Source organism: Glaciecola sp. HA4-3 (assembly GCF_055693685.1).
Genome location: NZ_CM146340.1, coordinates 3423451 through 3448688, shown reverse-complemented (window position 1 = coordinate 3448688; position 25238 = coordinate 3423451). Strand labels below are relative to the sequence as shown.

Below are 25238 nucleotides of genomic sequence, written 5' to 3'. Positions count from 1 at the left end.
TAAAATGAATATCGCATATAAAACTAAGAATATCGCAAACATAACTCATATCTTTTTGGGACTTATTCTTATCACATTTTCCATTCACAGTGTTGCGCAAAATGTACCTTATCAACACCCTGATATGCTGCCCGAATTATCTTCGTATGGTGAGCATTCTGTAGGCGTGAAAACAAGCCAAGTTATCGTTTCTGACTATATCGACGTATTGACTGGAAAAACAGGGCGCTCACTTAAAGTTGAAGTATGGTATCCAAGTGGAGAGACGATTGATAAACCAGCCGTTTACAGTGATGTATTGCGCAGTGGACAAGCTTTTGATATGACCGGCTTAGCACAACGAGACTTAGCGTTTTTAGATACATCAGATGCCCCTTTTATTGTCATATCACATGGCTATACTGGTTATCGTACTATTATGTATTATTTAGCCGAACACTTAGCTTCACACGGGTATGTCGTTGCTGCGATTGATCACACTGACTCAACTAACGCAGAAATAGATTTTGCAAGTGCACCATTTGCCGGATTCTTAAGCACTCTAATGCATAGAAGTTGGGATCAACAAGCAGTGTTAAATCACTTTTCAGATATAAACAATACTCAAGCATTGTTTGGAAAGCAGAGCAAATGGGCCGCTAATGTTGCAGGATTAATTGGATATAGCATGGGCGGTTATGGCGCACTTAATACCGTAGGTGCATGTTATGATTTTCCTGAAACATTATTATCCCAGTTTATCGGTTCATCAGATAAAGCGGCGGTCGCTGGCATAAAATCAGTGCTAGATACATGCTCTGCTAGACAAAGCAAGCCAACATTTACGGTGGACCCTAAATGGCAAGCAATGGTGTCGTTTGCTCCTTGGGGTGGACAACACAATATATTTGTTGCCCAAGACTTAGCAAAAATTGAAGTACCAAGTCTTCTTGTGAGCGGTGATCATGATGATATATCTGGATATGCAGGGATTAAAAATGTGTTTGATAACATGCCCGACACAGATACTTTTTTGCTTACCTATCTTAATGCTAGGCATAACATCGCACCACATGTTGCACCTCAAAGCGCATGGTCTGCTGAAATAGATTATGGTCATTACTATGAGCCAGCTTGGTCTACTTTGCGTCTTAATCAAATAAATCAGCATTTTACCCTTGCCATGTTTGACTGCTATTTGAAAAAAGATAGCCAAGCGTGTGAGTATCTTGACTTGCCACGTGATTCCCATCAAAAAAAGGCCGATGGGACATTAGCAAAGCCTTGGAAAGGCTTCGATAACCGCTATAGCACGGGTATGCAGTGGCATCAAAAAACCAATGAATCAAAATAAATAAAGGACTAGGCTGATATGTTGTTACGTGAAACTAACATAAACAAACTTGGGGAACAGGAATTTGATGTACTAATATTAGGCGCAGGTATTAATGGTGCGGTTTCAGCAGCCGCGCTTGCACGCAAAGGAACAAGAGTCGCATTAATCGATAAAGGAGATTTTGCTGGGCAAACATCATCAAATTCCTCGAACTTGGCGTGGGGCGGGATAAAATACCTTGAAAATCACGAATACTTGCTTGTTAATAAGCTTTGTAAAAGCCGTAACAAGCTCATGCGCAGTTACCCTTCAACTGTCAAAGAAATTCGCTTCTTAACGACGCTTCAAAAAGGCTTTCGATTCCCCGCTTGGTTTGTTTTTATGGGGACATTGGTTTATTGGTTGATGGGGCGCTTTTTTACTCAAGCACCAAGCTTTTTACGTCCTGATAAAATAAAACAACGAGAACCCGCTATTGATATCAGCAATGCCCAAGGCGGATTTGAATATTCAGATGCGTTTTTGCACGATAATGATGCTAGATTTGTGTTTAATTTCATCAGAAGCGCAATGGATAACAACGCCATTATTGCTAATTATGTGTCCGCGATTGATAGTCAAAAACAAGGTGACAAATGGACAACACAAGTCAAAGATGAGCACAGCGGACATTGTTTTTCCATTACTTCAAAAGTGGTTATTAATGCCTGTGGCCCCCAAGTGGACCCATACAATACCCTAGTCAAACAAGAAACCGAACACCAGCACTTATTCTCAAAAGGCGTTCATTTAATTGTCGATAAAATTACTAAAGTTGATAAAGTACTTGCGTTTTTTGCATCCGACGGGCGATTGTTTTTTGTCATCCCAATGGGGCAAAAAACGTGTATTGGTACCACCGATGATCGTGTTGAAGATCCCAATACCGGTGTAAGCGATGAAGACCGTCAGTTTATTCTTGATAATGTGAACAGCTTATTGGATTTGCATCCTCAGCTAAGCGAAAAAGACATTATATCTGAGCGTTGCGGCGTCAGACCTTTAGCCGTCAAAGGGCAAAGTGGTAACGCAGATTGGGTAGCACTTTCACGTAAACATGCAATAGATGTTAATCGAAATGATAAATACTTGAGTATATTTGGTGGCAAACTAACAGACTGTATTAACGTGGGTGAAGAGGTAAGTGAAATTGTAAGTTCTCTTGGGATCAACTTACCCTTTAAGGACGCTATATGGTATGGGGAGTCGGATGATACAATCAAATCAGAATTTGAATATCGCGCCAAACTCTTAGATTTAGACGCAATGACGCCAGCATATTCCTCTGAAAAGCTCACCACGCGCCTATGGCGACGTTATGACATTCATGCTTTGCAGATTTTAGATGAAATACAACGTGATCCGACTCAAGCTGAGCAGCTACTTAAAAACGCTGAGTATTTGAGAGCTGAGCTTCATTATGCAGCAAGGCGTGAAATGATTAGCACACTTGAAGATTTTCTGCGTAGACGTTCAAAGATCGAAATGGTACTGCGCAAACAAGACATAGTTGAATCAGAAGGTATCAACGAAGCATGTAATATTTTGTTTGGGGAAAAAGCACAACAAAAACTCGATGAGTACAAAAAGATCAATGGGCTTTAACGTAATACATTTATGACTGATCGAGCAAAGCCGTAAAGCGAGGATATGTTTTTAAACCTTGGAGATCAGGGTCAAGGTTAATGAACAGCTTATAATAAGGATCTAAGCTAATAGCTTCTTCCAAGAAAGTAATTGCGTCTTGAGCTTCATCTTCTTTAAGTAGCGCTAGGGCTTTAAAATACAGTACTTCAGGATTTCTTTGAGACTGTTCTATTGCTTCTTCTAATAACTCAATGCCTTCATCACTTTGCCCCAAATGTACCAAATACAAGCCAAGGATTGAGCGTGTATACCAGTCTTCACTATTTACATTTAGATTTGTCTTTGCTAATTCAGCTGCCTTTGAGTAGGCAACACTAGATTCACCCTCTTGCCCTGGAATAAATCGGTAGGCTTCGGCTAAACGTCCCCAAACCCGATGATCATCTTGCGCATACTCAAGTGCCTTGAGTTGCATGCTAGCGGCCTGTTCAAATTTAGCAGTGTAATAATATGAAAGCCCAATATTGGTATAAGCTTGCCTAGAAGGATTAAGCGCTAGCGCTTTTTCATAAGCCGCTAAAGCTTGCTGTGTATCACCAAGCATCCAATAAGCGGAGCCTTTTCCATTAAATCCTATCGATGAATCTGGCGTTAACCTAATCACAGTTTCGTAAACTTGAGTCGCTTTTTGATATTGCTCTTTCAAGTAGTAGAAATTCGCCAAGGCTTCATGAGCTTTCCAATAATTTCTTTTAAGATCAATAGCCCGTAAAAAAGAAGATTCGGCTTGTTCGTAATCATTAAGCGCCGAATAGACCTCACCGATTTCGATATATGCATCTACCACATTAGGTGTAAGCGCTATCGCTTCAAGCAAAATTTGTGTGGCTTGTTCGTATAAACCCCTTGTTCTAAACAGCCGGCCCATAGCGATTTTAACATCGCTATTATTATTAGGTGCTAGTGATTGTGCTTGTTCGCAGTCCTTTTTGGCTTGAGTAAAATCCGCCACACTATTAGACATTTCGTAGCGCTCAAGCTGCGCTTCACATTTGCCTGCATATGCACGATAAAAATTGGGGTCAATAAGCAAGGCTTGATCAAATAGATGATTTGCGACTTCCATACGATCGTCATCACGAGTGCTTCGAAGCTTTTCTAAACCTTGTAAGTACAAAACATATGCATCAATATTTTCTACTGATGTATTATTAAGTACGTTTTGTGAATCTAGTGAAAGTGCAATTTGTAATTCATTGACAACCGCAGCGGCTATTTCACGCTGTATCGCAAAAATATCGTCCAACTCTCTATCATACGATTTGCTCCATGCGTTGAAGCCCTCTTTGCCATCTACTAAGTTGACACTTATCCTGATTCTATTTCCTTCACCTCTGACACTGCCCTCAAGTATAAACTTCACATTCAGCAATGAAGCAACTTCTCTAATGTCTAAGGCTGCTTGTTTGAAACGAAAAGACGAGGTTCTTGCAGCAACATTTAACTCACGAATAGAGGCTAAAAAATTCAAAATTTCTTCTGCTAAGCCATCTGCAAAGTAATTTGACTCTACTTGTCCATCAAAGTTTTCAAATGGTAAAACAGCAATAGAGTTTGGCAAAAGTGCTGCTAATTCAATACTATCATTTGGGGAAGCCGCCTCAGGAGGACTGGAGATAGATTTATTTGTTTTTTCAGGCTCAATGACATCTAGTAGCAATAACACTAATGCCCAAGTACCTAAAATAACAAGTAAGGTGAGCAGAATGGCAAAAGGTCGACTCGCTCGTTTTTGCGCTTCGGTAAATTCTTGTTCACCTTCACTACGCCAAAGCGGTAAATCAAACATCAAACCTTGTCTAGTCAGATTGATTAACCATGCTAATAAAAATACGCCCGGAAAACCTGCTATCGTAACAATAATAAGCACTCTGACGCTGCCATCTGGAAAACCCAATGGCTCAAACGTCAGCCCCGCAATCTGCAGCACTAACCAACCTACGACAGAGTAAGTAATTACTACAGGAATAATTTCTCGCCGTTTTATTTCTAAAATAAATTGATTTAAAAAACCTGGCAAAAGCTGTGTAACTCCTAATGGGCTAAGTTATTATTGTTGTGCATTTTGACTACATAGCGTTTTTACTTTTCTGAGTATATACTGAGTATTCGTATGAATCTACATAGTGAAATCACCATGTCTAAATCAGATTGCAACAAAGAACAAAGTACTGACTCAGTCGATAACGAAGCACAAGAGCAGGCTGAAACTAGACCAGGGCGACCTGACACACGCCCAGGAAGACCCGATACAAGGCCGGGCAGACCTGATACACGTCCTGGACGTCCTGATACACGCCCAGGAAGACCCGATACACGATAAGTTACCTAGTTTTCACCTTGGTTTGTCACACATAAGTATTCAGGACAATCATATTCAAACTTTACCAATGTAGGTGCTGTGTGTGCGTTGTTTGTGACATTGTCTGACAGTGTCGTCAGGGCATTTGCTAACATAAAAGATGCTGGCTCCCAAAAGTCATCTCCACACGCACCATCATCTCCCGAGAAGCATTGTGCCAGCGCGCTATCAGGGCCAAACATTACTTTTGTATCCACCAATAATGAACTGTTGCCATTTTTTGCAATGCTTAAAATATAATATTCATCGGTCTGTTTTTGATAGTCATAAACAAAAAAACCAATGCGCAGTATTTGCTTTGCCTGCCCATAATCAAGTAACCAAAACTCATCTGTATCCAAAACGCATGCAATATCATCGTTGTCGCAATTGGCTGTATATAGGCTATCTTCGACAAAATATGTTAGATAATCATCATGCTGGGGAGTAATAATATTACCTTCATCGTCTTCGATAGTATCAAGACGGTTGCTTATCACCACACTCGCTTGCTGAAAATCACCATCTGCAGCTATTTCATACCCAGTTGCGTCGTTATCATACTCAAGGTAAACGCCTTCAGGAACCGCCACCCCTAGACCAAATTCAATATTTTCATAAATATCAAATGCTATACGATCCTTTCGATCACTTCCCTGCTCAGGAATAATACGTGACCACATATATTGGAGGCCAAGCACAGGATCGGAATATTCAAGCAAATGGCCAAAAGACTGTGTTTTAGTCTTAAACCATGAATATTTATCATCAGCAGCGCCTGACCCATTATTGATAGGTGCATTTGTTTGCACATTTACGCTTGAAAAATGAGCACTCGTTGAGCCAAGGTTTTGAGGCAAACCTTGAACTTGACTGTTAAGAAGTGTATCAATTTCGTCAGCTTTCACTAACCAATTCTTATTAGTCACTCCGCCATCTAAGCCCCCAGATATAATGCCTATCAATGACTCGTCTTGATAATTAAAAACTGGCCCGCCAGAATTTCCTGGATAAACCCCTCCTCTAACCGCATATACCTGTAATTGCAAATCAGGTAAGCCCAAGCCTTTAATTTTTTCTCTCACATTTGAATTAATTAAGCTTGTCAATTTCCTATTACTTGGGTGCCCAATTTCTAGCTTATATGTTTTATATAACCTTATATCTGGTGTATATCCATATGCCACCAATTTAGTGTCAGAGTTTTGCACACTGACATCTTTTTTGGTTAAACCTTGGCACCGAGCAAATGCTTGCTTGCTGGTCAATAAAGCTAAGTCAGCTTTTTTCGAAATCTTTGTCACCTGAGCGCTTTCAGTTTGGCCTTTACAAGTAACATGTATCGTGGCGTTTGGATTGTTACTCAAGACATGTAAAGCCGTAATAACGCTTTTATTATCCGCCCATAAAAATCCAGAGCCCATAGTGGGGTCTTGACCGGGGATTCTAATTTCAATCAGGACTATCGATTTTGCCAACTTATCATAATCGAAACTTGCCGAAGCGGGACTAACTATTAACAGTGCAAGTAAGCCTAAAAATATACGCATAAACATTCCTTTAAAATCGCAAATCGCCACTAATGACCTATCTTAAATATGACTTTCTATTTTGGACAAAGCACTGGAGCAAGGATGCTTAGTGCTTGTTCTTGTCTCTTATCTGAGCTCATCTGAAGTGCAGACACAACCGTGCTTAAGCTATCAAACTGTTTAAAAATCGGCATATACGCTTGATCCTGTGAGCGAGCATTAAGTGCAATGCACTCCGCTGACGACACCTCAAGTTCACCGGCTGCCGATTCACACACAATAAATGCCGAATCAATCAAAAATTCTTTTTGATCTGCCTGAGAATCTGGCCAAGTGCTCACGGCGGTTTCACTTAGTGAATGCCATATCCACTTTTTGTGTTTGTCTATTTCCTGAAACTTATCGACTAAATCTTGGGCGCTGTATTCTTCAAAATCTGGGTTGTTGAGCGTATTACATGTAGATTGAGCCATTCCCTTTGCACTGTAAAGGCCACTTTTGCTTGCAATGCTTGCGATAGTTTTCGTTACACTGCCATCTTCGTTAGTTACCGTTGTGGTCTTTTGCAACAAAGCAGTAATTTGCTCAAATGTCGCATCGGGAAACACCGTCCTAAGCTGAAGTACTTGCTCATTTACGCTAGGCGACAATATGTGGTTATCACGAACATAAATACCACTTAATGCACACAGAGCAACCGCAATCCCGAAAGAACCAATGCGCAAACCCTTTGCGCTGCTAAAGTGTTTATCATTTAAGCCTAATAATGCAGCAAGACCAACTCCAATGGCGCCAATAAATACCGCGACAATAGATTTGGCGCCATCATCTTGAGGTACAGCAAGTCCCATTAGTAAACCTACCATTATGCCTATGCCTGCTCCACTAAAAATAGACACAAGGTTTGAGGCAGTGCTCACTGGGGCAGTTAAGCCTTTTACTTGATTCATTAGATTGACTCTCTTATGGGTTAGTGGAGGCGTACTTTCTACCCTGTTATGCTCATATTCTCCCGATTGAGCATTCATCAAAATAGAACTACCTTGACCATTTTTGTTCTCTAGACCAAAGCACCAATGTGGTAATAAAACACTTTTAATCACGACATGTTGATATCGTGTTGTCGTATTTACGTTTCGCTGTTTTTGCCCACCAATTAGGGCTACTGCTTGAGCAGATATTTCCTCATCTAGCAGTGCAATTATTTGTGAAAAAGCATTTTGCGCCTCTTTTTCAAAAAGCAACATTGAAGTTTGAGTAAGCTCATGGAGATCTTTGAGAGTATCGAAAGTCCAATGCGAACCATTGCTTGAGTTTACGACATTATCAATACCGGTATACGCGGGGACCGCGACATCCTCAAAATTTAGTGTTAATCGCTCTTCAATGGTGTCCCATTGGAATGATAAAGACTGTTCATGAATGTCAGCTATTGAGCCTGATTCACCCCTCACATGTGTTTGACTTTCAAAACTCACAAGCCAATAAGGCAAATAAACTTTTGCCCGATGTGTAATTTGCGATGATGTACAATCAAAATCAGCTTTTACAATCTCAATAGCTTGATCATATTCGATTGAAAAATCAATAGCGCTATCTGGCACATATGATTGCGCAGATTTGTGTTGCAAATTCGTTGACCCACACATAACGCAATTTTGAACGTCACTTTGCGGGCTATGGAAACGAGCATTGCAGGCTTGGCAAAGAAACGCATTTACCGTTCTTGTCCGTAAATAATGGCTTAGTATAATTGGCTTATGTGAGCTATCTTTTATCGGGCCATCTGAATCATACAAGTTTACTTGCCATTGCTCTTGTGCGTGGGTTAGTCGCCACTGATCGATTTCAGTTTCCCGATCACTTGCAATATATAAGGTCCAAGCAAAATCCTGTACTTGCTCATTCTCTTGGGCATGTTGCTCAAAGTTAAAACTAGGTGAGCGATTAATATTAAACGAATGCGGTATATCTTGGCCTAATTTGCCTTCAATATACGCCTTTGCATATTCAAAAGATTCAACGATACCTTTCCCAACAGCTAAAGCCTCATAAAATGCTGTAGATAGCATCGATGCGGTGGTATCACTAATTTTTACTGATGTTGCGATTACCGCAGGTACCCCAAGCTCATGTAAAAATTTTACTTGGTTTTTTGTCGCGCAACCATTCAAGAAGACTAGCTTTAAGGCTTGTTGTTGACCAAGCAATTTTGCTATACCGGTCGCATCTCCATCACCTTGTTCAAATTGCAACATTGTGCCATCTGCATGTCCAGCATAGTGAAAAATAACGATTCGATCGTTATGACGAAGTAAATCATGATATAGCTCATCAAAGGTTGTACTTTCTTCACGGTGAATATCAATAATGTCATTACTTCGCAAAGCATTTAAAGCGTTATAAATAGCCCTACTTTCCGCTTTGAGTGTCGCAAGGTGCAAATCCATGTCATTAGCGAAGCTTAAAAATACAACCGGTTTTACATTCGACATCATCCACCCTGTGCTTTGTGAAGTAAAAAGCTACGATTGATTGCTGTCCAATCTGATTTTTGTGGCCGGCGCGTCTCATCGGTATGCTCTGTCAGTGTTGGCATAGCATCGCCCGTGAAAGCTTTATCAAAGGCATCTAAGTTGGTAGCTGAGACAGAACGCATTCCAGACTGGCTTAAACCAGTAAAATCACATTCGTGGGAGCTAAAAATTACCTTCCAAGTAATATTCCCATATTTGCCATAAAAGTTAGTAGGTAGCGAAGCACTTAGTTTATTTGACATGCTACCTATTCTTACAGTCTTGCCCACTGCTAGCTCTTCTCCAGCTCTATTTCGTGGATAAAAATGTAAAATCTGTTTATCTGCACCAAGCCATAAAATATTAAAGAACACTGATTTGTCCGCTTGTTTATTGGTCAGCTCAATCGACATTGCTTCGCCTTCATCAAACGAGTGAAATCCACCGTTCACATTTTGCGCCGACTCGCCTTCTTTTAGCCGCAATAAATTAAACTCCACATCCATTTCAGAGCGATTATTTTCAAGTTGCATGACGTTTGTAAAAGCAGCCATCTTATTGAGGTTGTCTACTATCATTTGAACACTATTTGGATTTGAGACTGAATGAATAGGCATGCACAGCAAGTTCTCTTGCTCTATTGCTAAATAAACGGGAAACTCATGAGGACTCAAAATTGGCGCTTTATTATGACCAACTGTGTTGTTCAATACTTGCTGTGTAGCACAAACGCTAATTCTAACACTAGCGTTTGAGATACTAGATTCAAGCATAAGTAACTTTGCATCTTTTATTGCGTGAACTAACTTATTTGCATGCTCATATACACCTTCTCCTAAAAAGACTTTAAAAGGCATATTTGAAAAAGCTAAGGCTTGTAAAACCGCGCGCGAACCTACTGGAATTGGCCTGTTTGAATCTATGATTGTGCCGCTCGATTGTAGGCCACTAATCTTTGTAATTCGCACAACAGCGATTATGTCCTGTTTGTTAAGCACATTCGTGCCTGGTGGATAAATATCATAAATTGCGCCCTTACTAAGCGCATGAGCAATTCCACCTTCAAGTTGTACTTTATCTCCTTCAACACCTGATATCGCGATAAAGTTAAGGGCCTCAATATCTTTTACACCAAACACTTCGCGGTCAAGTATGCCCTCAATTTGAGGATTTTGATTGGTCACCATTGACAATACACCCGAGCAGGTCGCTTCAAATATATCTCGATAAGTGGCATCGGGTTTTGACCGAATTAACGCTCTTCCCAAAAAGAAACTCATTACGCCATGACGGGTTTGTTGTTCATCAATATCAAAGACCCACTCTTTGGCTAACTGAGTATCTCGACATGCGGAAAATACCGTGTAATTTTCATTTGAAGCTAGCCATCCACTGATGTTTGAGGGTTCATTTTGGGCATCTCTTGCTTGGCTATTTGCAGAAATCGCTCGCTGAGAAGGCCGATGTTGGGATGGAATAAAACGAGCATTTGGCTGTTCACCTGCACTTCTTAACATGGTACCTGAATAACATGCATCAAAACTTAAGGTGGTGTAGGGCGTCTTTTTCGCAATGCGTGTTAACCATGCTTTAAATTCATGATCGCGTATTTCTCGCCAAATAGGCCCATCATCTGAAGGTTGTGAATCATCATAAGGTAATATGCTATTTTCATGGCCAGCACCTTCATCAGTAAACTCAGTTCTTACTTGGCATTGATGGCCATGCCCGCTAAAATGAAAAACAAAAATATCACCATCATTAAGCTTATCAACGACAGCCTCCATTTGCGCACGGATATTTTCACCCGTCGCGTTTTCATTGAGAAGTGCTGCTACATTATTAACTGGAAAATTAAACTTATTGATTAGGATGTTACGCATTAATTTTGCATCATTAACGCAGCCGCGAAGTCGTCGCTCAGGCCCATGGTATGGGTAGTCGTTTATGCCTATAACTAAGGCATGTTTGGTTTGCATGGTAGTTCCTTTACTTAGTCTGCTTTACATCAATAATCAATAAAATCGACAAAAAGCAACTGTGTAAATTGTTTATTATTTGACCTAGCGTATGAGCTATCGTTCTGTAATGCAATACATTTTCATGTGAACTGAGCGCAAATTCGTTGAAGCGGTCTTTGACTTGACCAAATGAACTATTTTAATAAAGTATGATTGTCAGGGAGCTGTTTCATGATCCACATCACCATGCGACGCTTAAGACTTGCTAAATCTTCTTTATCTTCTGGTAAAGGTGTTATCAATTTATCATGGACCAATAATCGGTATAAGCTTTCTACTTTGTGCTTTGCTGAATCCGTTGGCGAAAATCCATTATAACCACGTTTTTTCGCGTAGTTTTCGGCCACCTCTAGTGCTTTTTTTAGCAATAGCGCTTCGTTCTTAACTTTTTTCATGATTAGATACCTCAATATCTACGCTATCATTAATTACAAAAGCAATAAACCATTTTGAATGGCAAGTAAATTAGGTTGACCGTGACGAAACTTGCGTTAATTTAGCGTGTTTTATGAATAGTCCAATAGCGATTGTTGCCACACCTAGAGTAAGCGCATAACTGAGTGAGCCCCCCAACAAAAATCCAATTGAATAAGCCGGTGTAGATACTGCTAGTATCCAGATAAAGAGTGATTTAGCCTTTCCTAACATTAGATATAATGGAAATACTAGACTATAAAAAAACAAAAAAGCTTTATAAAGAGTTTCTTCAAGTGGGACATCTAAATAGGGAATATTGGCATTTTTGAATTCACTTAGTAGCCCAAACGCAATTAACGTAAAAATGCCCATAGCTGAAGCCATTATTTTTGGTTTTACCATTTTTTGAATACTAAGTTCAGTACAATGAGCAGCAATGGTAAAAGCGACTTGTAAAACTAAAAAGGCAATAATCGGGTAGGTGATAAAAGAAGGTATAACTTGCTCAAAAAACACTTCTCCCAGTATGACTGAATACATAAACACGAAGAATAAAAGACTCAAAAAGAACAGACAAAATCCAAGTGTAAAACTGATTTTCGGCTTGTCACTTTGGCGATATGCACGATGAAAGGTAATATCTAAATATGGTGAAAATATAAATCCAATAGCCAAAGGTAGTAAAGCGTGCGGCCAGTTAGATTTAGCGCTTATTTCAATAGGAGGCCACTGATTACTTACAAAGGCGATAAACAGTGCAACCGAAACTACATAAAATAAGACGGCCCAAGACTTAATTAAGCCTTTGCTAAGATATATCACAAATGCAATTAGCAATACCACAAGAATAAGCAGCGGCTGACCTATGGTGATACCTAGCCAAGTAACAAAAAATAGTTGATATGCTAATGTCACATAAGAAAAAAGAGTAATTGCTGCTTTGTGTCTAGTTTCAAACGAACGCTGATGTCCTGCATGTTTAAAATAATAGGCCATGGCGGTTGCGCCACCAACATTAAATAATGTAAAGGCCACGAGTGCTGGCCAGCCATAGTCGCGACCTAATATTAAAGGAAAAAAACCGCCTAGACACCACAACCATGAGCAGGCTAAGTAGATACCGTTTGTAAGTGAGTTTGACAATTTACGTCCCCACCGGCCACATATGAAAACTAATTGTCCCAGAGCCAATTCGCCGAGTGGCTTTTTCTTTGTTTGTTCTAAACACTTTAATCGTCATATCAATGTTAAATTTACCGCCGAGTTTTATTTTTTCAGCCAGCTCTTCTAAATCTACAAACGCTTTGTACATCACAGAATCTAAACTGGGCAATAAAAATCGATAATTTAAATGCGTACAAATCATTCTATATTCCCCTTTGCTCAATAAGAACAAATAGGAGCCCGCCGCTAATTCTGAATTACCTAAAATAGCGCCACCGGCCATGCTTCCATACCAATTCACATTCATTCGTTTTCTAGGCAAAATTGCGTAATAGTCATCTTCAACAAAATTAATTTTCAGCCCACTTTTGTACACCAGAGGCATAAAGAAAAAACTCAATAGACGGTTGAAGAATCGACTCTTCATCGATAGCCGATTAAAATATTTTTCTAATTTTGGTGTTAACGGAATTGGCATATTTAACCTAAAAACAAATCACTAATACGATAAAGTAAAAACTACTCATGAATTTTGCCCTTATATTAACAGCGCCGAAGGACAATGTTTAGTTATATTCTTGCTTAACTTAACCAAGCAATGCGGATATATACTTAGAATATCGACATTGGGCTTACAAAAAAATAGGCCGTTGATGCAATCAACGACCTATATAGTCTAGTTAGTAAATGTCGATTTAGAAAGGTAAGAAGTTATACGCGTACTCTAATTCAGTCCTCAGCACAGCTTCGGCACCAAAATTTATCAAGCTTATACGAGAAATGAGTTTTTGCACTAATTCTGGTGCATCAAGCTCACTATCAATAAGCGTCACCGCTGATAAACTGCCGTTTGGTTCAATGACTAGCCTAACCGTAAGTTTACCTTCAATACTTGGATCTTGACGCAAGGCTCTTCTATATAAAGAATAAACAGCACCTTTGTTCGCATCAAGTGTTTGACGTATTTTGTCTAAATCACGATTGCCAATAATCTGTTGTTGCTCTTCAACACGTTTGGTGGCTAGTGCAGCATCACCTGTTGAGGCGGCAACAAATTCAGTATTGCGGCGACCTTCAAGCTCACCAGCAGCGCCCACATCCGAAGACAAGTTACCTGTTTGAATCCCGCCACTTGTAGAAACCGAAGGCGCGCCGATAATATCACGTTGCGTCACTTGCGACTCTCCACCACCCTGTGTTAGGTCAGTGTCAGCCAGATTATTGATATTAGCTTGTTCACGCATACTAGCTAATGTATCAGCAAACGCTAACACACCAGCGCTTTTTGCCGTTTCACGCGCTTCAATAATCTTTTCTTCTTGTGATATCTCAACCGGTTCAGGTTCAGGTGGCACAATCTTCTCGGCTTCTTCGACCGGTGGCTCTACATCAGGAATATCTTCTGGCACCTCTGGTTCAGGCTCCGGTTCCGGTTCGGGCTCTGGTTCTACTTGTGGTGGCGGTGGTGGTGGCTCTTTTGCCTCAATGATTTGTGCTAATTGAGGTGGAATTTTTTCGCGTTCTGCCCTAGGCACTTCAGGTAATTCCGTCACCATTACATAGACGGCAAAAGCCAATGTTAACGCTAAGATAATGACCGTTAGCGTTAAAAACCGTCCATTTTCCTGTCGACTACTTGACCATGGTAATTGCGATTCAAAGTAAAGATTTGCGCTATGCATATTACCCATCCTCGCTATTTGCTGTTTGCGAAGTTAAGGCAGAGCCCGTATCACTATTGTTCTCAACGGCTAGTGCAATATTTGTGTATCCAGCAGATGCACACGATTGCATGATGCGTTTCAAAACAACATAAGGTATCGAATTATCACCCATTACGGTAATAGATTGAGCGAGCTTTTCTTCCTCGGTTAAACTAAGGCTTACGTGATGTATGATAATCAAGTTCCTCTAACAATTTGTCGATTGTATCGGCTTCTTGATTTCGCAATGCTTGCGTATCAACAATGAGCTTACCTTGCAGCAACACTTGGTCTTTAGTCACCATCAACAACAGTGACTCTTTTGCAGGCGCATCAGCGGTAGACTCTGGCAGTGTAATAGCATCATTAACTTGCAAAACTTGTACATCAGATGCGTTTAACATCAAAAAGAAAACAAGTATGGTAAAAATATCCATCAGAGAAACAAGACTTAGCTTACCCTTATTTGAGTTTCGCTTGTGATGTCTTTCCATCCTTTTTGCGCGCATAGATTGCTTCATTGAACACCTCCAGCGCTTGTGCTCGCTGCTCGCTTGGGTGCATCGCTTAATGAGACATCGGGAAACAGTTCAGCCTGCACTACAGATGTGACTAAAACATCTTCATAAGATCGCGTTTTATCAATCAAGCTGACAATAGTTTGGTAATCAGTATCATCTTGCAATAGTAAAATGATATCGCGTTTTTCGGTCCCATTGGCAAGCAAGGTTTGCTTTATTGCAATTAAGGTATTTTGCAGTTCTTGGAAGTCATGAACCATAGCATTGCCTGCAGTTTCATCGCTTGGGACAAGACTTTCTTCGTCTTCACTTAGTGGTTTTTCAATCATAGGAATATTTTTTACCAAATAACCTTGAGGAAAAAATATATCTAATCCACGCTCGCTTACTTCAACTTCTAACAATTGCTGCTCTAAGCTCTCGCCCGCTGGAATGCTTGAAAGGCTTGGCAAATTAAGTTCAACAACCGTTATGCGAGAAAATACCATCATCATTAACAACACGGGTACCAACACGATCATCAGATTCATGAAGGATGTGATGTCTAACTCAGCATCTTCCTTTTTAATTTTTTTACGGCCTCTTGCTAACATAGCAATGCCCTCTAAACGTCAGATCTACGTGTACGCGGTTCGATGCTTTGCTTGGCAATTATCGTGTTTAAACACTTTACGCCTGCCATTTCCATGCTATCAACAATTTCAGTCGTTTTTGTTTGCAACAATGAGTGAAATAAAAGCAATGGTATTGCCGAAATAAGTCCAAATGCAGTTGTATTCATCGCAACAGAAATACTTTGTGATAAAAGACTCGCTTTTTCAGATGGGTCGGCATTAGCTACTGCGCTAAACGCTGCGATTAGGCCGATGATTGTTCCCAATAAACCTAACAAGGTTGCAATATTAGCAAGCATACCTAAGTAGGGCGTGCGCTTTTCGAGTCTTGGGACTGTCTCCATCAAGCCTTCTTCCATCGCATATTCAATATCTTCGCGACGGGGACTCACTGTTAGTCGACTTATACCAGCGCCAATCACGCGCGCAATGGGCGCTTTACTTGCTTCGGTAAAATTAATAACTATGGTCAAATGCTTGTTGTGCCAGCAATGGCTCAATTTCTCTGAATGCTCGTTTATTAGTTGCTGTTGCCGCAACCAAGAATATATATCTTTCTAAGGTAATGGCTAGTCCGATTGCTAATACGATAGCAATAGGTAACATAAATGAACCGCCTTCTTGAAAAAATCTAATCACAGTATCCATATACTGATTCTCCACTGATAATTGTAGTAACCCAATAGCACTTGTTTTAATTTTTAAAACTATAGGGTAGTTGATATTTAAGTTGTGTATGTTGAAACACCCGCGGGTGGTAAAAGTTATACCTTCTAATAATTATTTTAATCACTAGCCTTACATTAAACCTTCCTTATTCTTCGATAGACTGTCCTGAATCTTGATTGTCGTTTGAGGGTGTTTGTTGGCTTTGCGTCGTAATTGCAAGATTGCGTAAAAAGGCGCCACGTTCAATTGAAGGAAGCTGCGTTATCTCGACTTGCCATTGTTTATTTTCATTTATCGTTTGATGAACAGGTAATTGCCAAGGCACTATTGTTAGGACTTGCGGCTGCTCTTTACTTGCTCTAATCGTATCTTCTAATCTTAAAATAGGTTGTTGTCCTGCACTTGGAGTATTTTGAACCTGTGGCGCTTGCTCTTGAATTTGGGTTTCAGTAGTCACTGTTTGTTCTTGTGCTACTTGTTGATTTTCATCGGTTTGGTTTTCGCTACTTTGCGCACATACATCAATGGCTAGTGTTAACAAGATAAGTATGTTTAGCGATACTAAAAATGGCTTCATATTATTCTCCACCAGAGCTTGCAGCATTTTTTTGCTCCGCTCTTGCTAGTGCTTTTACCTGTCGTTCTAAATCAGCTAACCAACGTTTGACCAATTTTGCTTCTTTTTCCAGTGATTCACTTTGGGCTTGTTGCAAATAAAACTCTAATAAGGCTGCGTAATGCTGATAATCCGATAAGGCCTGAGGTTTATCTTGCAGATACAAATCGTTTAATACCGCTCGATTACGATAACTTTGAAGGTGCATTGGCTGACTTTCTATTGCTTGGGTGTAAAGATTATTTGCTTGTTCAAATTCACCTTTAACGCGATGCACTAGTGCTAATCGATTTGCCGCTTTAGCATTGTGTGGATTACTCGCTAGCGCTCGTTTGAATTTAGCTTGCCCGTTTAGGGGGTTTTTATTCGCTATGTCGATATCACCTGCTAGCACTAACAAATTACTTGGTATCAACTCCTCGCCATTATCTTGTGCAGTATAACTGGCCAACAACGCATCCATTTTAATTTTTGCTTGTGCTAAATCTTTGTTTTGTACTAGCTTCAAAATATCTGCAACGCTTGCTTTAGCAGCTGGACTAAGGTTTCGTTTTTGGAGTTGAAACAAATTTGGCTTGGTTTGCAGTTGAGCAATAATAGTCGCATTTTGTGATGGTGCGATTGCATCATTCACTTGGTCCGCTGCTGGCTCTTGGGCAGAAGTTGCAGACGCAAGTTCTTCGTTATCTGACGAAGGCGTCGAGAAACATCCTGTTAACGACACTACAGTAAACATCGCAATAACCATGCTTTTAAAAGTAGATTGGCTCGGCGTAATGAGTGATATCTGGCTTATATATTTAAAAATCATCAATTGTCACCTTCGCAATGCTTTCAGGTTTGTTATAACGTCCAAGGCATGGCTTGTCTAAGAGCAGAGAAACTTCGTTTGACCCATTCGTCATATAAGCCGCTGGAAGTACGAGAAATATTGCTTTCGTGCATCTGAATAGCTGTCTCTTCAAACGGGTAAGCTTGCTCTTCTAACAAAATTTCATATTGGCTGAGCTCCAGCGCAGATAGGCCTGCTGGGCGATCTGAATCTAATAAATCTTGTGCCAAACTTGTGTACAAATTCGCGAGCTTATAATTTGCAGCGGTTACAAAATCCGCACTGCCTAAAGAAACGACTTGTTCGTACTGACTAATCGCCAAGGTAAGGGCTTTTTGTTTTTGTTGTAAACTCTGTGCTAAAGGTTGCTTCAGTTTAATATTACTAAAAGCGATATCAGCATCTTGAGCAAATACCATTGCCGACATTGAGGCAAGGTAAACCGAGCGAGGAGTCGATAACGAGGGATTTTGACTTTGGATCTGTTGCTGAGCAACTAGCATCTTATTTAACCAAAAACGTCGCTTAGCCTCTTCATTACTTTGTTTATAGAACTCACTTAACGTAAAGCGTGCTTCATTCGCTAAATCTAAAGGCATTGGATATTGGTGAGCATATTTTCTAAAGTATTCTAGCGATCGTCCACGGTCATCTGCTTTTTCAAAGAGTTCGGCCGCTTGGTAAAGTGCTAAGCGTCCTGTTTCTGTATTAGGTGCCGCTTCATGTTTAGTCAACAAAATGCCAGCCGCTTTTGGCCAATCTTCGGTTTGTTGATAAGCATAGAATAGTTGGTCATCAATACCTTGACTCAACACATTGTCGGGGTAGCGCTGTTTAAAATCAATAAATGTCGCAATCGCCTGTGGATACTCGGCTAACAGCGTAAAATAAACGGCACTATCGTATTGTGCAGCTTGTCTAAATTCACTATCTGGCGTGTCACTGACCACTTTTTGTAAAAAGCTAAGCCCTTCTCTAAGCTTTGTTATTTGCTCAACGCTTAAATCAGTGGCGCTTGTAATTTGCTGTGCTTGTAAGCTTGCAGTATCAAGTTGGGCAACAATTAAGATATTCTCAGCCTGTTTGTACAAGCTTGCCGCAAGCCTATCAATGATGCCGGTATAACGCTCATCTGTTTGAGGCATAGCGGCTAATAAGCCTCTATAGCCTGATTCAGCTTGTGCATAGTTTTCTAGATTGAAGTCACTGTGAGCAGCAACCAACATGGCTGACTCTTCCATCTCGTAAGTAACAAACTCAGCTCTATTTGGCAGAAGTGTTGCGGCGATTAACCATGCTGACCAACGTTTTGCATCTTCATACTTTTGTTTTTCAAACAAAGACTGCATGAGCGTTAATACTACAGGGGCCGCGCGAGGATCATCACCAAAATTATCCGCGAATCGACCTTGGCTTGCCTGCATCGCACTTATTTGCTCTTCACGCGCTTCAAGTGTTGAGGTATCCACTAAAGTGTTATGCGCCAGAATAGCTGCGTAGGCTGCGTTGGGTGCCTCTGGATTTGGTGTGTCATCATAAGCGTAGGTTTCCCAAGACTTGATAGCACCTGAATAGTCTTTAAGTGCATATAACGCTTCGGCTAAATAGTACCGTAATTGAGGGACATCTGGACTTGGTGAGAACGTAAAAATGAAGTTTTGATAGTAATCCCGTGCTTTAGAATAAGCAGCCGTGCTCAAAGCTTGAAGATCAGCATTACTGGCTTTTTTCCATCCTGCTTCTTGTAAATTATTGGTATCAACATTGTTTGCCCCAAAGCTACTACTGACTTCTTCTGTGACGCCGCCTAAGGCTTGATTAGCATTTGCCTGTCGCGCTGCAATAATTCTATCTATTCCTTGGGCAATGCTATGTTCTGTTTGCGCCAGCTGCTGCAAATACTCTCGTAAATACTCAGCTACTTGCTGACCTAAAGGGCTATCTAAGCTATCAACAACGCCTTTTCCTAGTGAATAAGTGTTAACGAAATCTTCTTTTGCTAGTAACACACTCGTGGGGAAATCGCCTAAAACAAATGCGTCAATATGTCTTATAAAAAACTCTACTGCACGCGGGTGAGCGGGCTGTTCAGTGGCAAATGCTACCAGCACAGACGCACTATCTTGGAAGCGGTCATTATCTAAGTGTTGCTGAGCAAGCTCTTCGTACACCAAGGGCTCATAAGTACGTTTCCCTAATGTAGTAAAAAACGACTTTATTGCTTTAGCGTTGCCCTGATAAGAAAACGTTAGAGCCATCACTCTAACGCTATCTTTTACTAACCTTAGCTCCCCTTTAGATAGGGGTAATTCATCAATATTTGTTCTGGCGAGTAGACCATCATCATCCAAAGGGATAAGGGTGGCATCCAACATCGCCGCAAATCCCATCATTGCTTGGTCATACTGATCTAACTTAAAGTGACTCCAGCCCAACATATAAGCTGAAATACTATAGAAGTTGCCCGACTGGGATGCTTCTGCTTGTTCATATCTAGGCTTACCATGCTTAAGCACTTGCGCATAATATTGTGTCGCATTTTGATATTGCTGACGGTTAAAATAATATTCGCCAATTCTAAAGAACAATTCTTTATGATAGGCACTAGCCCCGAAGTAGTTTAAATCAAAGGTGACTAGAAATTCTTTTGCGACCGCCACACTTTCATCTGTGCGCACTGATAAGTCTAAGGCACGTGTTAGCTGATACATCGCATCCATTTGTTTTTGATTTAATGCTTGCTGCTCTGCTGATAGCGTTATATCGGGTGTTGGCTTAATGACTTGGTGTTCTTGTAGGACTTTTCGATAATCCGCTATGGCAAGGTCATAGTGCCCTTGATCATTTATTGCAGTACCTTCTTGATGGGCCTTTTCAGCAAGCAACATCTTAATGTCAGCCAATCGAAATGCAACTTGCTGAGCTTGAACAGGGTCACTTATTAACGGCAATAGCGCTTCATATTGGTCTCGCTTTTGCTCTAAACTTAACTCAGGTATCTCAATTTCTTGGTTTCTTACTGGCTCTAATTCAAGACTCTCAAGCGTAGGCCTTGCGCTTTGACGAGCTAATAATTCAGATCGAGCTTGACGTTCTTCGTCGGTTAACACATCTGTATTTTGTTGATTTAATTCTGGCTTATCATCAAATATAGTGGGCACACTTAAACATCCTGACAGGATGAGCGCAAGACCTATTAAGCTAAGGGATTTTCTATTCATTCTCCCTCCCCTTGCTCTAGATCTTGAATCCGTAACATGGCTAAACGTGTGTTGACTGATTGCTTCTCAAGCTGCTCTTCTCGTTGAGCAATAAGCCTGATAAGCGTGGTTTTAAGTGAAATGCTTGCTTGCCCAAATACACTGGAGGCAGACTGGCTTTGTCGATCTAGCTGTTGGACAATAGCCGATAGCTTTTCTCTTTGCTCGGTAAACAAGTCACGTTGTTGTGATAACAATTGAATATTTTGGTATTGTGCTTCGGCGCTTAATAGCGCTGCTTGCGCTTGGCTTAACAACTGCTGGTGCTTCCAACGATTGGCAACAAAATTATCTAATAATTGATACGACATGATGCCTTCAAGTCTAGCAACACGCTCGCCATAAGTTCTTTTTAGCGGACGTTTTCGGTCTTTATCGGCAAGTAAGCGAGTATGTCTGGATCTCGCATTTTCTAATCGCTCTAAAGAAGACCGTTGTTCAGAATCAGCCATTTTTTTACTTAAATTGAGTTGCTTTTCCATTGTTTCAGAATCAGCCAGAATTTGCGCCAAGCTTGTGATATTAGCTTTTGCTTGTGTAATGGTTTGCTCTACATTGACCAACGACAACGCATCTATCCTTGACTGATAAGTTGATATTCGTTCTTGTAACATCAAATCCAACTGTTCAAGTCGTGTTTTCTTTTGTGTAATATCAGATAAAATCAGTGACGCTTGACTGCGTACCTCTAACAAGTATTGAGCGTCAAAATCTGGCCCATAGTGTTAGAAAATCATATTTTATGTCTTCAAGTTGTTGCGGCCATTTTTGATTATATGCATCAAAAAAATCATCTTGTTGCGCAATCAAACGAAAGGTAGACAAAGCCTGCAAGCCTCTCTCGATTTGGCTTGCTGTGTCATTCAACGCAAAAAATGCTTGGCCTAGATTGCTTTGCTGACTGTGCGCATATGCAAGCCCATAACTAGCTTGTAGAGCGATTAAACCGTTTGATTCTCGTTGAAGATACTGCCATGAAGAAATAGCTGATAACCATTGTTGATTGTTTGCTGCCGCCCATCCGTAATTCAGTAAAGCTTGTTCAGACGCTACGCCATCTTTTGAAACGGTTTGCATAACAGCCATTGCATTATCTAAGTCATCGAGTCTTATTAAAGCTTGACCTAAGCCGACATTGATATGATCAAAAAGAGCATCTTGTTCAGCGATTTGTTGTGCTTGCTCGCGTTCTTCAATAGCTTGTTGAGCACTAGCATTTGAGTCAAACCAGCGCCAAGGCGTAACAAACCAAGTCGTAGTCTCAAGCACATCACTTGCAAATCTAATGATAAAACCTGTGCTATTTTGAAATGCAATAAGTGCCTGCTTAGCATTAACAAAATATGACACGGATTGCTCATAATCAGATGCGTTAAATGCAACAGAAGCCGCATTTGCCAATAAATACGTCCTATAAATACTATCAGTAGGAAGTTGGTCAAACAGTATTTGCCAGTCGCCACCTTCATTCATTCGAACGTGCGAAGTTATGTAAAGCAATTCATTAAACTGCTCTTCACTTAAATAATCGACCAAATCGTTTTGCGTAATGGCTGTATAAGCCCGCTCTCCTAAGTAACTTTGCTTATTATCAAAGCCAGCTGAAGCCATAAAAAACCATGTGTTTGCTTGCACATAGTCTGAGGTAGTCTGACTTAATAAATCAGCAAATATCGCTTGGCTTTTAGCGTAAAGCCCTAACTCGAGTTGTGAGGCGCCCTGTATCAGACTAAGGCGGTCTTGGTCATCTTTGACAAGCTCATTAAACCCATGTTTTTCATTGCCGACTTCAATTAACATCAATACTTGTCGATAGTTCTGCTGGAAGTATTCATATACTACCTCACCGTAGGCCGCTTCTTGAACCGAATCAAGACTGGCGGTTTTAGCTTGTAAGGCAAACACTATCCCGAAAGAAGAAATCAGCAACGTCGCCATACAAATTGCATAGCGAAGCTGACGAAGGGGGAAGATAAGGCTTATCATCGTTGGTCAGTATTATAATTGTTTTGCACTAAAAACAGGCTGTTGTTTAGCGGTAGAATCTACAACTGTTAACTCTATCGCAACAGGGTCTTCATCCTTAGTAAATTCGAATGTGAGCGCACGCTTATATTCTCGATTTTGTGGGCCTATGCCGACAAAGTAGGCGCTTATTTCGTGCGTACCTTGATTAACATTGCCTACATATAAACGTTGAACGCCGCCTCGGTATAAGGCATTAACTTGGCGCTCGGTATACAAATAATGAGTAGCTACTTCACCATCAATTCGGATTTCCACAGAATCTAAAGCAAAATATTCGCCTACATCCATGGCCAAATAAACGGCTACTTGGGTTGAAGAGGGGAATAACAAATCCTCTTCTAAAATAAACAAATCACGGTTCAAATTAACCATTGCCTGCTTTAGCGTTTCTATTTGTTCAGATAAATTTTGCTCACTATCATCTTGTTGAAACGCATTTACATGTAAGGTCGTCATAAAAAGCGTAAACACTAAAAAGGGAACACGCATATATTTGATAATTGAAAAAGTAGAAAAAGTCATAAGATTAATACCAAATTGAAGCGTAAATTTTTAACGCACTTGCGGTGAAACCAAATAGTGGCTCTTCTCCCACCGGCGCGACAGCTGTTACATCTCTAAAGTTATCGTAATCAAACTTCATGTAGTCATATTCAATGTGAAAGCTACTTTTCTTAAACGTAGCTGTCTCAGAAAACTTCCACTCATATGACAGACTCAAACCTACCGTAACACCACTATAGGTACTCATCTCTTTATCGCGGGCCATGAAGTTAAATTGGTTTTCTCGTTCAAACAAATCGCTGTAGAAAGACGCCTTAGTCTTGGCTGTAATAGCGTACAAATGCTTCGATAAGGAAATTATCAATAGGGTGCAAATAACCAATCCGAGCATTTTGTGCTTCTATACCCCACGAATCCGTATAGGTTCTTGCATCCCCATAAATCGCAGCGCGATAAGGTAGGTAATAGTTAGCATTAATTGAAAAGGCCGTAGAAGAACGTGTATTTGGATAGAGTTCAGTTGTAAAGCTAAATCCACGTTCACTATTAGGATCTCGAAAACGAATGCTACGGTATGGGTTATTTAAATAACCTTCATCTGAAATGTGTTCAACATTAAATCCAACGATTAAGCTTTTCGTCATTATTTGGCTAAGGCCGAAACCAAACTTCTGTCGATCAGCTTCTTCTTCAAACGTTTCGTCGCCGCGTCTTCCAACAACGTCCCATCCTTTTGAATACGACAATGATACGGTAGTTAAATCACCAAAAAAGCTTTGAGCAACCCCTGCGTATACCGAGTTAGCTTCAAAATCATTTTCACTACTATTGGTATAGCTGACAGACAAGAGTGTTTTTTCATGCAAAAAGTCTGTGCCAAGTGTCGCTTCTTTACGTTCTTCTTGATAAGGAGACGCAGTTGCTCGAACATCAATCGACGCACCAGAAACAGTATCAACATAATAATTACCTGAAACTGACACATGATTGCCGATTTGTTTTCTAAGTAGTACAACTGGACCGTCAATCGTTACACCATCTCCAGAGTATGATTTCCACATAACATCCGAACGTTCAAGCGGAAGCACACCGGCTAAGGTTGAAGTACTTGTCACTATCAACAAAGTGAATAATGTTATTATTGCGCCGATGATGAGCGATATTTTGGTAATTGGTTTAGTCACGTTTTATTTCACTTTTCTAGTTACAACCACAACCACCACCAGCACCACCATCTGCGCCCCGAGCACCTTCTCTTGATTCAGAAACGTGCTTAGCATATGCCAAAGCAATTGGGTTTCGTCCAATACTCATGATGGGGTCTGCCAAGTTACTTCGCTCAAAAGGCTTAACCCATGGTTCTAGTTTAAAATTTGTAATTGCAGACGTGGTTTCATCAAATGTCGAACCGCAGCCGCCTAAAGCTAAAGCAAAGCCCAATATAGAACACTTTACCGTGGTCTGAATCTGATTTTTAGATAAACGTAGATTTTTCATTA

General features: G+C 40.5%; 25 protein-coding genes. 3 read left to right on the top strand and 22 right to left on the bottom strand.

Annotated features, from left to right (window positions below; genetic code table 11):
* Positions 1-4 precede the first annotated feature (4 nt).
* Together ACZ1G6_RS16470 and ACZ1G6_RS16465 are read left to right on the top strand one after the other, a co-directional pair.
* Positions 5-1333 (top strand): alpha/beta hydrolase family protein, encoded by a 1329-nt coding sequence (locus ACZ1G6_RS16470; protein WP_472617284.1) that lies wholly within the window; start codon positions 5-7, stop codon positions 1331-1333.
* A gap of 18 nt (positions 1334-1351) precedes the next feature.
* Positions 1352-2959: a glycerol-3-phosphate dehydrogenase/oxidase gene (locus ACZ1G6_RS16465; protein ID WP_472617283.1), complete on the top strand. Its 1608-nt coding sequence runs from the start codon at positions 1352-1354 to the stop codon at positions 2957-2959.
* Positions 2960-2969: 10 nt separating this feature from the next.
* Here ACZ1G6_RS16465 and ACZ1G6_RS16460 read toward each other — a convergent pair whose 3' ends face one another.
* Entirely contained in the window at positions 2970-5021 is a 2052-nt protein-coding gene (locus ACZ1G6_RS16460) for a tetratricopeptide repeat protein (RefSeq protein ID WP_472617282.1), read from the bottom strand.
* Between the two features lie 93 nt (positions 5022-5114).
* Between ACZ1G6_RS16460 and ACZ1G6_RS16455 the strand changes: the two genes are divergently transcribed.
* The gene (locus ACZ1G6_RS16455; RefSeq protein WP_472617281.1) at positions 5115-5324 is read left to right on the top strand and encodes a hypothetical protein; all 210 of its coding nucleotides are present in this window, start codon (positions 5115-5117) and stop codon (positions 5322-5324) included.
* A gap of 5 nt (positions 5325-5329) precedes the next feature.
* On the opposite strand, the gene ACZ1G6_RS16450 is transcribed toward ACZ1G6_RS16455, so the two are convergent.
* From ACZ1G6_RS16450 to ACZ1G6_RS16350, 21 genes are all read right to left on the bottom strand, one after another.
* Positions 5330-6892 carry a S1 family peptidase gene (locus ACZ1G6_RS16450; RefSeq protein WP_472617280.1) on the bottom strand — a complete coding sequence of 521 codons (1563 nt, stop codon included), beginning with the start codon at positions 6890-6892 and terminating at the stop codon, positions 5330-5332.
* A 56-nt stretch (positions 6893-6948) separates the two neighbouring features.
* Positions 6949-9369 (bottom strand): CHAT domain-containing protein, encoded by a 2421-nt coding sequence (locus ACZ1G6_RS16445; protein WP_472617279.1) that lies wholly within the window; start codon positions 9367-9369, stop codon positions 6949-6951.
* Entirely contained in the window at positions 9369-11369 is a 2001-nt protein-coding gene (locus ACZ1G6_RS16440) for a caspase family protein (protein ID WP_472617278.1), read from the bottom strand. Before ACZ1G6_RS16440 ends, ACZ1G6_RS16445 begins: the two co-directional genes overlap by 1 nt.
* Before the next feature lie 176 nt (positions 11370-11545).
* On the bottom strand, positions 11546-11806 hold the full coding sequence (locus tag ACZ1G6_RS16435; RefSeq protein ID WP_472617277.1) for a DUF5062 family protein: 261 nt from the start codon (positions 11804-11806) through the stop codon (positions 11546-11548).
* A 70-nt stretch (positions 11807-11876) separates the two neighbouring features.
* On the bottom strand, positions 11877-12971 hold the full coding sequence (locus tag ACZ1G6_RS16430; protein ID WP_472617276.1) for a hypothetical protein: 1095 nt from the start codon (positions 12969-12971) through the stop codon (positions 11877-11879).
* Position 12972: 1 nt separating this feature from the next.
* Positions 12973-13470 (bottom strand): hypothetical protein, encoded by a 498-nt coding sequence (locus ACZ1G6_RS16425; RefSeq protein WP_472617275.1) that lies wholly within the window; start codon positions 13468-13470, stop codon positions 12973-12975.
* A 217-nt stretch (positions 13471-13687) separates the two neighbouring features.
* Entirely contained in the window at positions 13688-14674 is a 987-nt protein-coding gene (locus tag ACZ1G6_RS16420; protein WP_472617274.1) for an AgmX/PglI C-terminal domain-containing protein, read from the bottom strand.
* 1 nt (position 14675) lies between these two features.
* On the bottom strand, positions 14676-14897 hold the full coding sequence (locus ACZ1G6_RS16415) for a hypothetical protein (RefSeq protein WP_472617273.1): 222 nt from the start codon (positions 14895-14897) through the stop codon (positions 14676-14678).
* Positions 14869-15216: an ExbD/TolR family protein gene (locus ACZ1G6_RS16410; protein ID WP_472617272.1), complete on the bottom strand. Its 348-nt coding sequence runs from the start codon at positions 15214-15216 to the stop codon at positions 14869-14871. Before ACZ1G6_RS16410 ends, ACZ1G6_RS16415 begins: the two co-directional genes overlap by 29 nt.
* On the bottom strand, positions 15213-15809 hold the full coding sequence (locus tag ACZ1G6_RS16405; RefSeq protein ID WP_472617271.1) for an ExbD/TolR family protein: 597 nt from the start codon (positions 15807-15809) through the stop codon (positions 15213-15215). Before ACZ1G6_RS16405 ends, ACZ1G6_RS16410 begins: the two co-directional genes overlap by 4 nt.
* Before the next feature lie 11 nt (positions 15810-15820).
* On the bottom strand, positions 15821-16303 hold the full coding sequence (locus ACZ1G6_RS16400) for a MotA/TolQ/ExbB proton channel family protein (RefSeq protein WP_472617270.1): 483 nt from the start codon (positions 16301-16303) through the stop codon (positions 15821-15823).
* Positions 16287-16478, bottom strand: a complete 192-nt coding sequence (locus tag ACZ1G6_RS16395) for a hypothetical protein (RefSeq protein WP_472617269.1) — start codon at positions 16476-16478, stop codon at positions 16287-16289. The genes ACZ1G6_RS16400 and ACZ1G6_RS16395 overlap by 17 nt, the downstream gene beginning before the upstream one ends.
* Before the next feature lie 166 nt (positions 16479-16644).
* Complete coding sequence (locus ACZ1G6_RS16390) at positions 16645-17076, bottom strand: hypothetical protein (RefSeq protein ID WP_472617268.1); 432 nt, start codon at positions 17074-17076, stop codon at positions 16645-16647.
* Position 17077: 1 nt separating this feature from the next.
* Complete coding sequence (locus ACZ1G6_RS16385) at positions 17078-17926, bottom strand: hypothetical protein (RefSeq protein WP_472617267.1); 849 nt, start codon at positions 17924-17926, stop codon at positions 17078-17080.
* Positions 17927-17958: 32 nt separating this feature from the next.
* Positions 17959-21168 (bottom strand): tetratricopeptide repeat protein, encoded by a 3210-nt coding sequence (locus tag ACZ1G6_RS16380; protein ID WP_472617266.1) that lies wholly within the window; start codon positions 21166-21168, stop codon positions 17959-17961.
* On the bottom strand, positions 21165-21902 hold the full coding sequence (locus ACZ1G6_RS16375; RefSeq protein ID WP_472617265.1) for a hypothetical protein: 738 nt from the start codon (positions 21900-21902) through the stop codon (positions 21165-21167). Before ACZ1G6_RS16375 ends, ACZ1G6_RS16380 begins: the two co-directional genes overlap by 4 nt.
* A gap of 10 nt (positions 21903-21912) precedes the next feature.
* A complete protein-coding gene (locus ACZ1G6_RS16370; protein ID WP_472617264.1) occupies positions 21913-23145 on the bottom strand; it encodes a tetratricopeptide repeat protein in 1233 nt (410 codons plus the stop codon).
* 60 nt (positions 23146-23205) lie between these two features.
* Complete coding sequence (locus tag ACZ1G6_RS16365; RefSeq protein WP_472617263.1) at positions 23206-23757, bottom strand: hypothetical protein; 552 nt, start codon at positions 23755-23757, stop codon at positions 23206-23208.
* Between the two features lie 4 nt (positions 23758-23761).
* Positions 23762-24079 carry a hypothetical protein gene (locus ACZ1G6_RS16360; RefSeq protein ID WP_472617262.1) on the bottom strand — a complete coding sequence of 106 codons (318 nt, stop codon included), beginning with the start codon at positions 24077-24079 and terminating at the stop codon, positions 23762-23764.
* A complete protein-coding gene (locus ACZ1G6_RS16355; RefSeq protein WP_472617261.1) occupies positions 24054-24923 on the bottom strand; it encodes a DUF3570 domain-containing protein in 870 nt (289 codons plus the stop codon). Before ACZ1G6_RS16355 ends, ACZ1G6_RS16360 begins: the two co-directional genes overlap by 26 nt.
* 16 nt (positions 24924-24939) lie before the next feature.
* A complete protein-coding gene (locus tag ACZ1G6_RS16350; RefSeq protein ID WP_472617260.1) occupies positions 24940-25236 on the bottom strand; it encodes a DUF4266 domain-containing protein in 297 nt (98 codons plus the stop codon).
* Positions 25237-25238 lie beyond the last annotated feature (2 nt).

Coding starts and splice junctions, on each gene's coding strand:
- ACZ1G6_RS16370 (WP_472617264.1), bottom strand. CDS start 23,145: ATGGCGACGTTGCTGATTTCTTCTTTCGGGATAGTGTTTGCCTTACAA.
- ACZ1G6_RS16420 (WP_472617274.1), bottom strand. CDS start 14,674: ATGCATAGCGCAAATCTTTACTTTGAATCGCAATTACCATGGTCAAGT.
- ACZ1G6_RS16440 (WP_472617278.1), bottom strand. CDS start 11,369: ATGCAAACCAAACATGCCTTAGTTATAGGCATAAACGACTACCCATAC.
- ACZ1G6_RS16410 (WP_472617272.1), bottom strand. CDS start 15,216: ATGAAGCAATCTATGCGCGCAAAAAGGATGGAAAGACATCACAAGCGA.
- ACZ1G6_RS16455 (WP_472617281.1), top strand. CDS start 5,115: ATGAATCTACATAGTGAAATCACCATGTCTAAATCAGATTGCAACAAA.
- ACZ1G6_RS16445 (WP_472617279.1), bottom strand. CDS start 9,369: ATGTCGAATGTAAAACCGGTTGTATTTTTAAGCTTCGCTAATGACATG.
- ACZ1G6_RS16365 (WP_472617263.1), bottom strand. CDS start 23,757: ATGACTTTTTCTACTTTTTCAATTATCAAATATATGCGTGTTCCCTTT.
- ACZ1G6_RS16395 (WP_472617269.1), bottom strand. CDS start 16,478: ATGGATACTGTGATTAGATTTTTTCAAGAAGGCGGTTCATTTATGTTA.
- ACZ1G6_RS16390 (WP_472617268.1), bottom strand. CDS start 17,076: ATGAAGCCATTTTTAGTATCGCTAAACATACTTATCTTGTTAACACTA.
- ACZ1G6_RS16465 (WP_472617283.1), top strand. CDS start 1,352: ATGTTGTTACGTGAAACTAACATAAACAAACTTGGGGAACAGGAATTT.
- ACZ1G6_RS16425 (WP_472617275.1), bottom strand. CDS start 13,470: ATGCCAATTCCGTTAACACCAAAATTAGAAAAATATTTTAATCGGCTA.
- ACZ1G6_RS16435 (WP_472617277.1), bottom strand. CDS start 11,806: ATGAAAAAAGTTAAGAACGAAGCGCTATTGCTAAAAAAAGCACTAGAG.
- ACZ1G6_RS16470 (WP_472617284.1), top strand. CDS start 5: ATGAATATCGCATATAAAACTAAGAATATCGCAAACATAACTCATATC.
- ACZ1G6_RS16350 (WP_472617260.1), bottom strand. CDS start 25,236: ATGAAAAATCTACGTTTATCTAAAAATCAGATTCAGACCACGGTAAAG.
- ACZ1G6_RS16380 (WP_472617266.1), bottom strand. CDS start 21,168: ATGAATAGAAAATCCCTTAGCTTAATAGGTCTTGCGCTCATCCTGTCA.
- ACZ1G6_RS16385 (WP_472617267.1), bottom strand. CDS start 17,926: ATGATTTTTAAATATATAAGCCAGATATCACTCATTACGCCGAGCCAA.
- ACZ1G6_RS16450 (WP_472617280.1), bottom strand. CDS start 6,892: ATGCGTATATTTTTAGGCTTACTTGCACTGTTAATAGTTAGTCCCGCT.
- ACZ1G6_RS16405 (WP_472617271.1), bottom strand. CDS start 15,809: ATGTTAGCAAGAGGCCGTAAAAAAATTAAAAAGGAAGATGCTGAGTTA.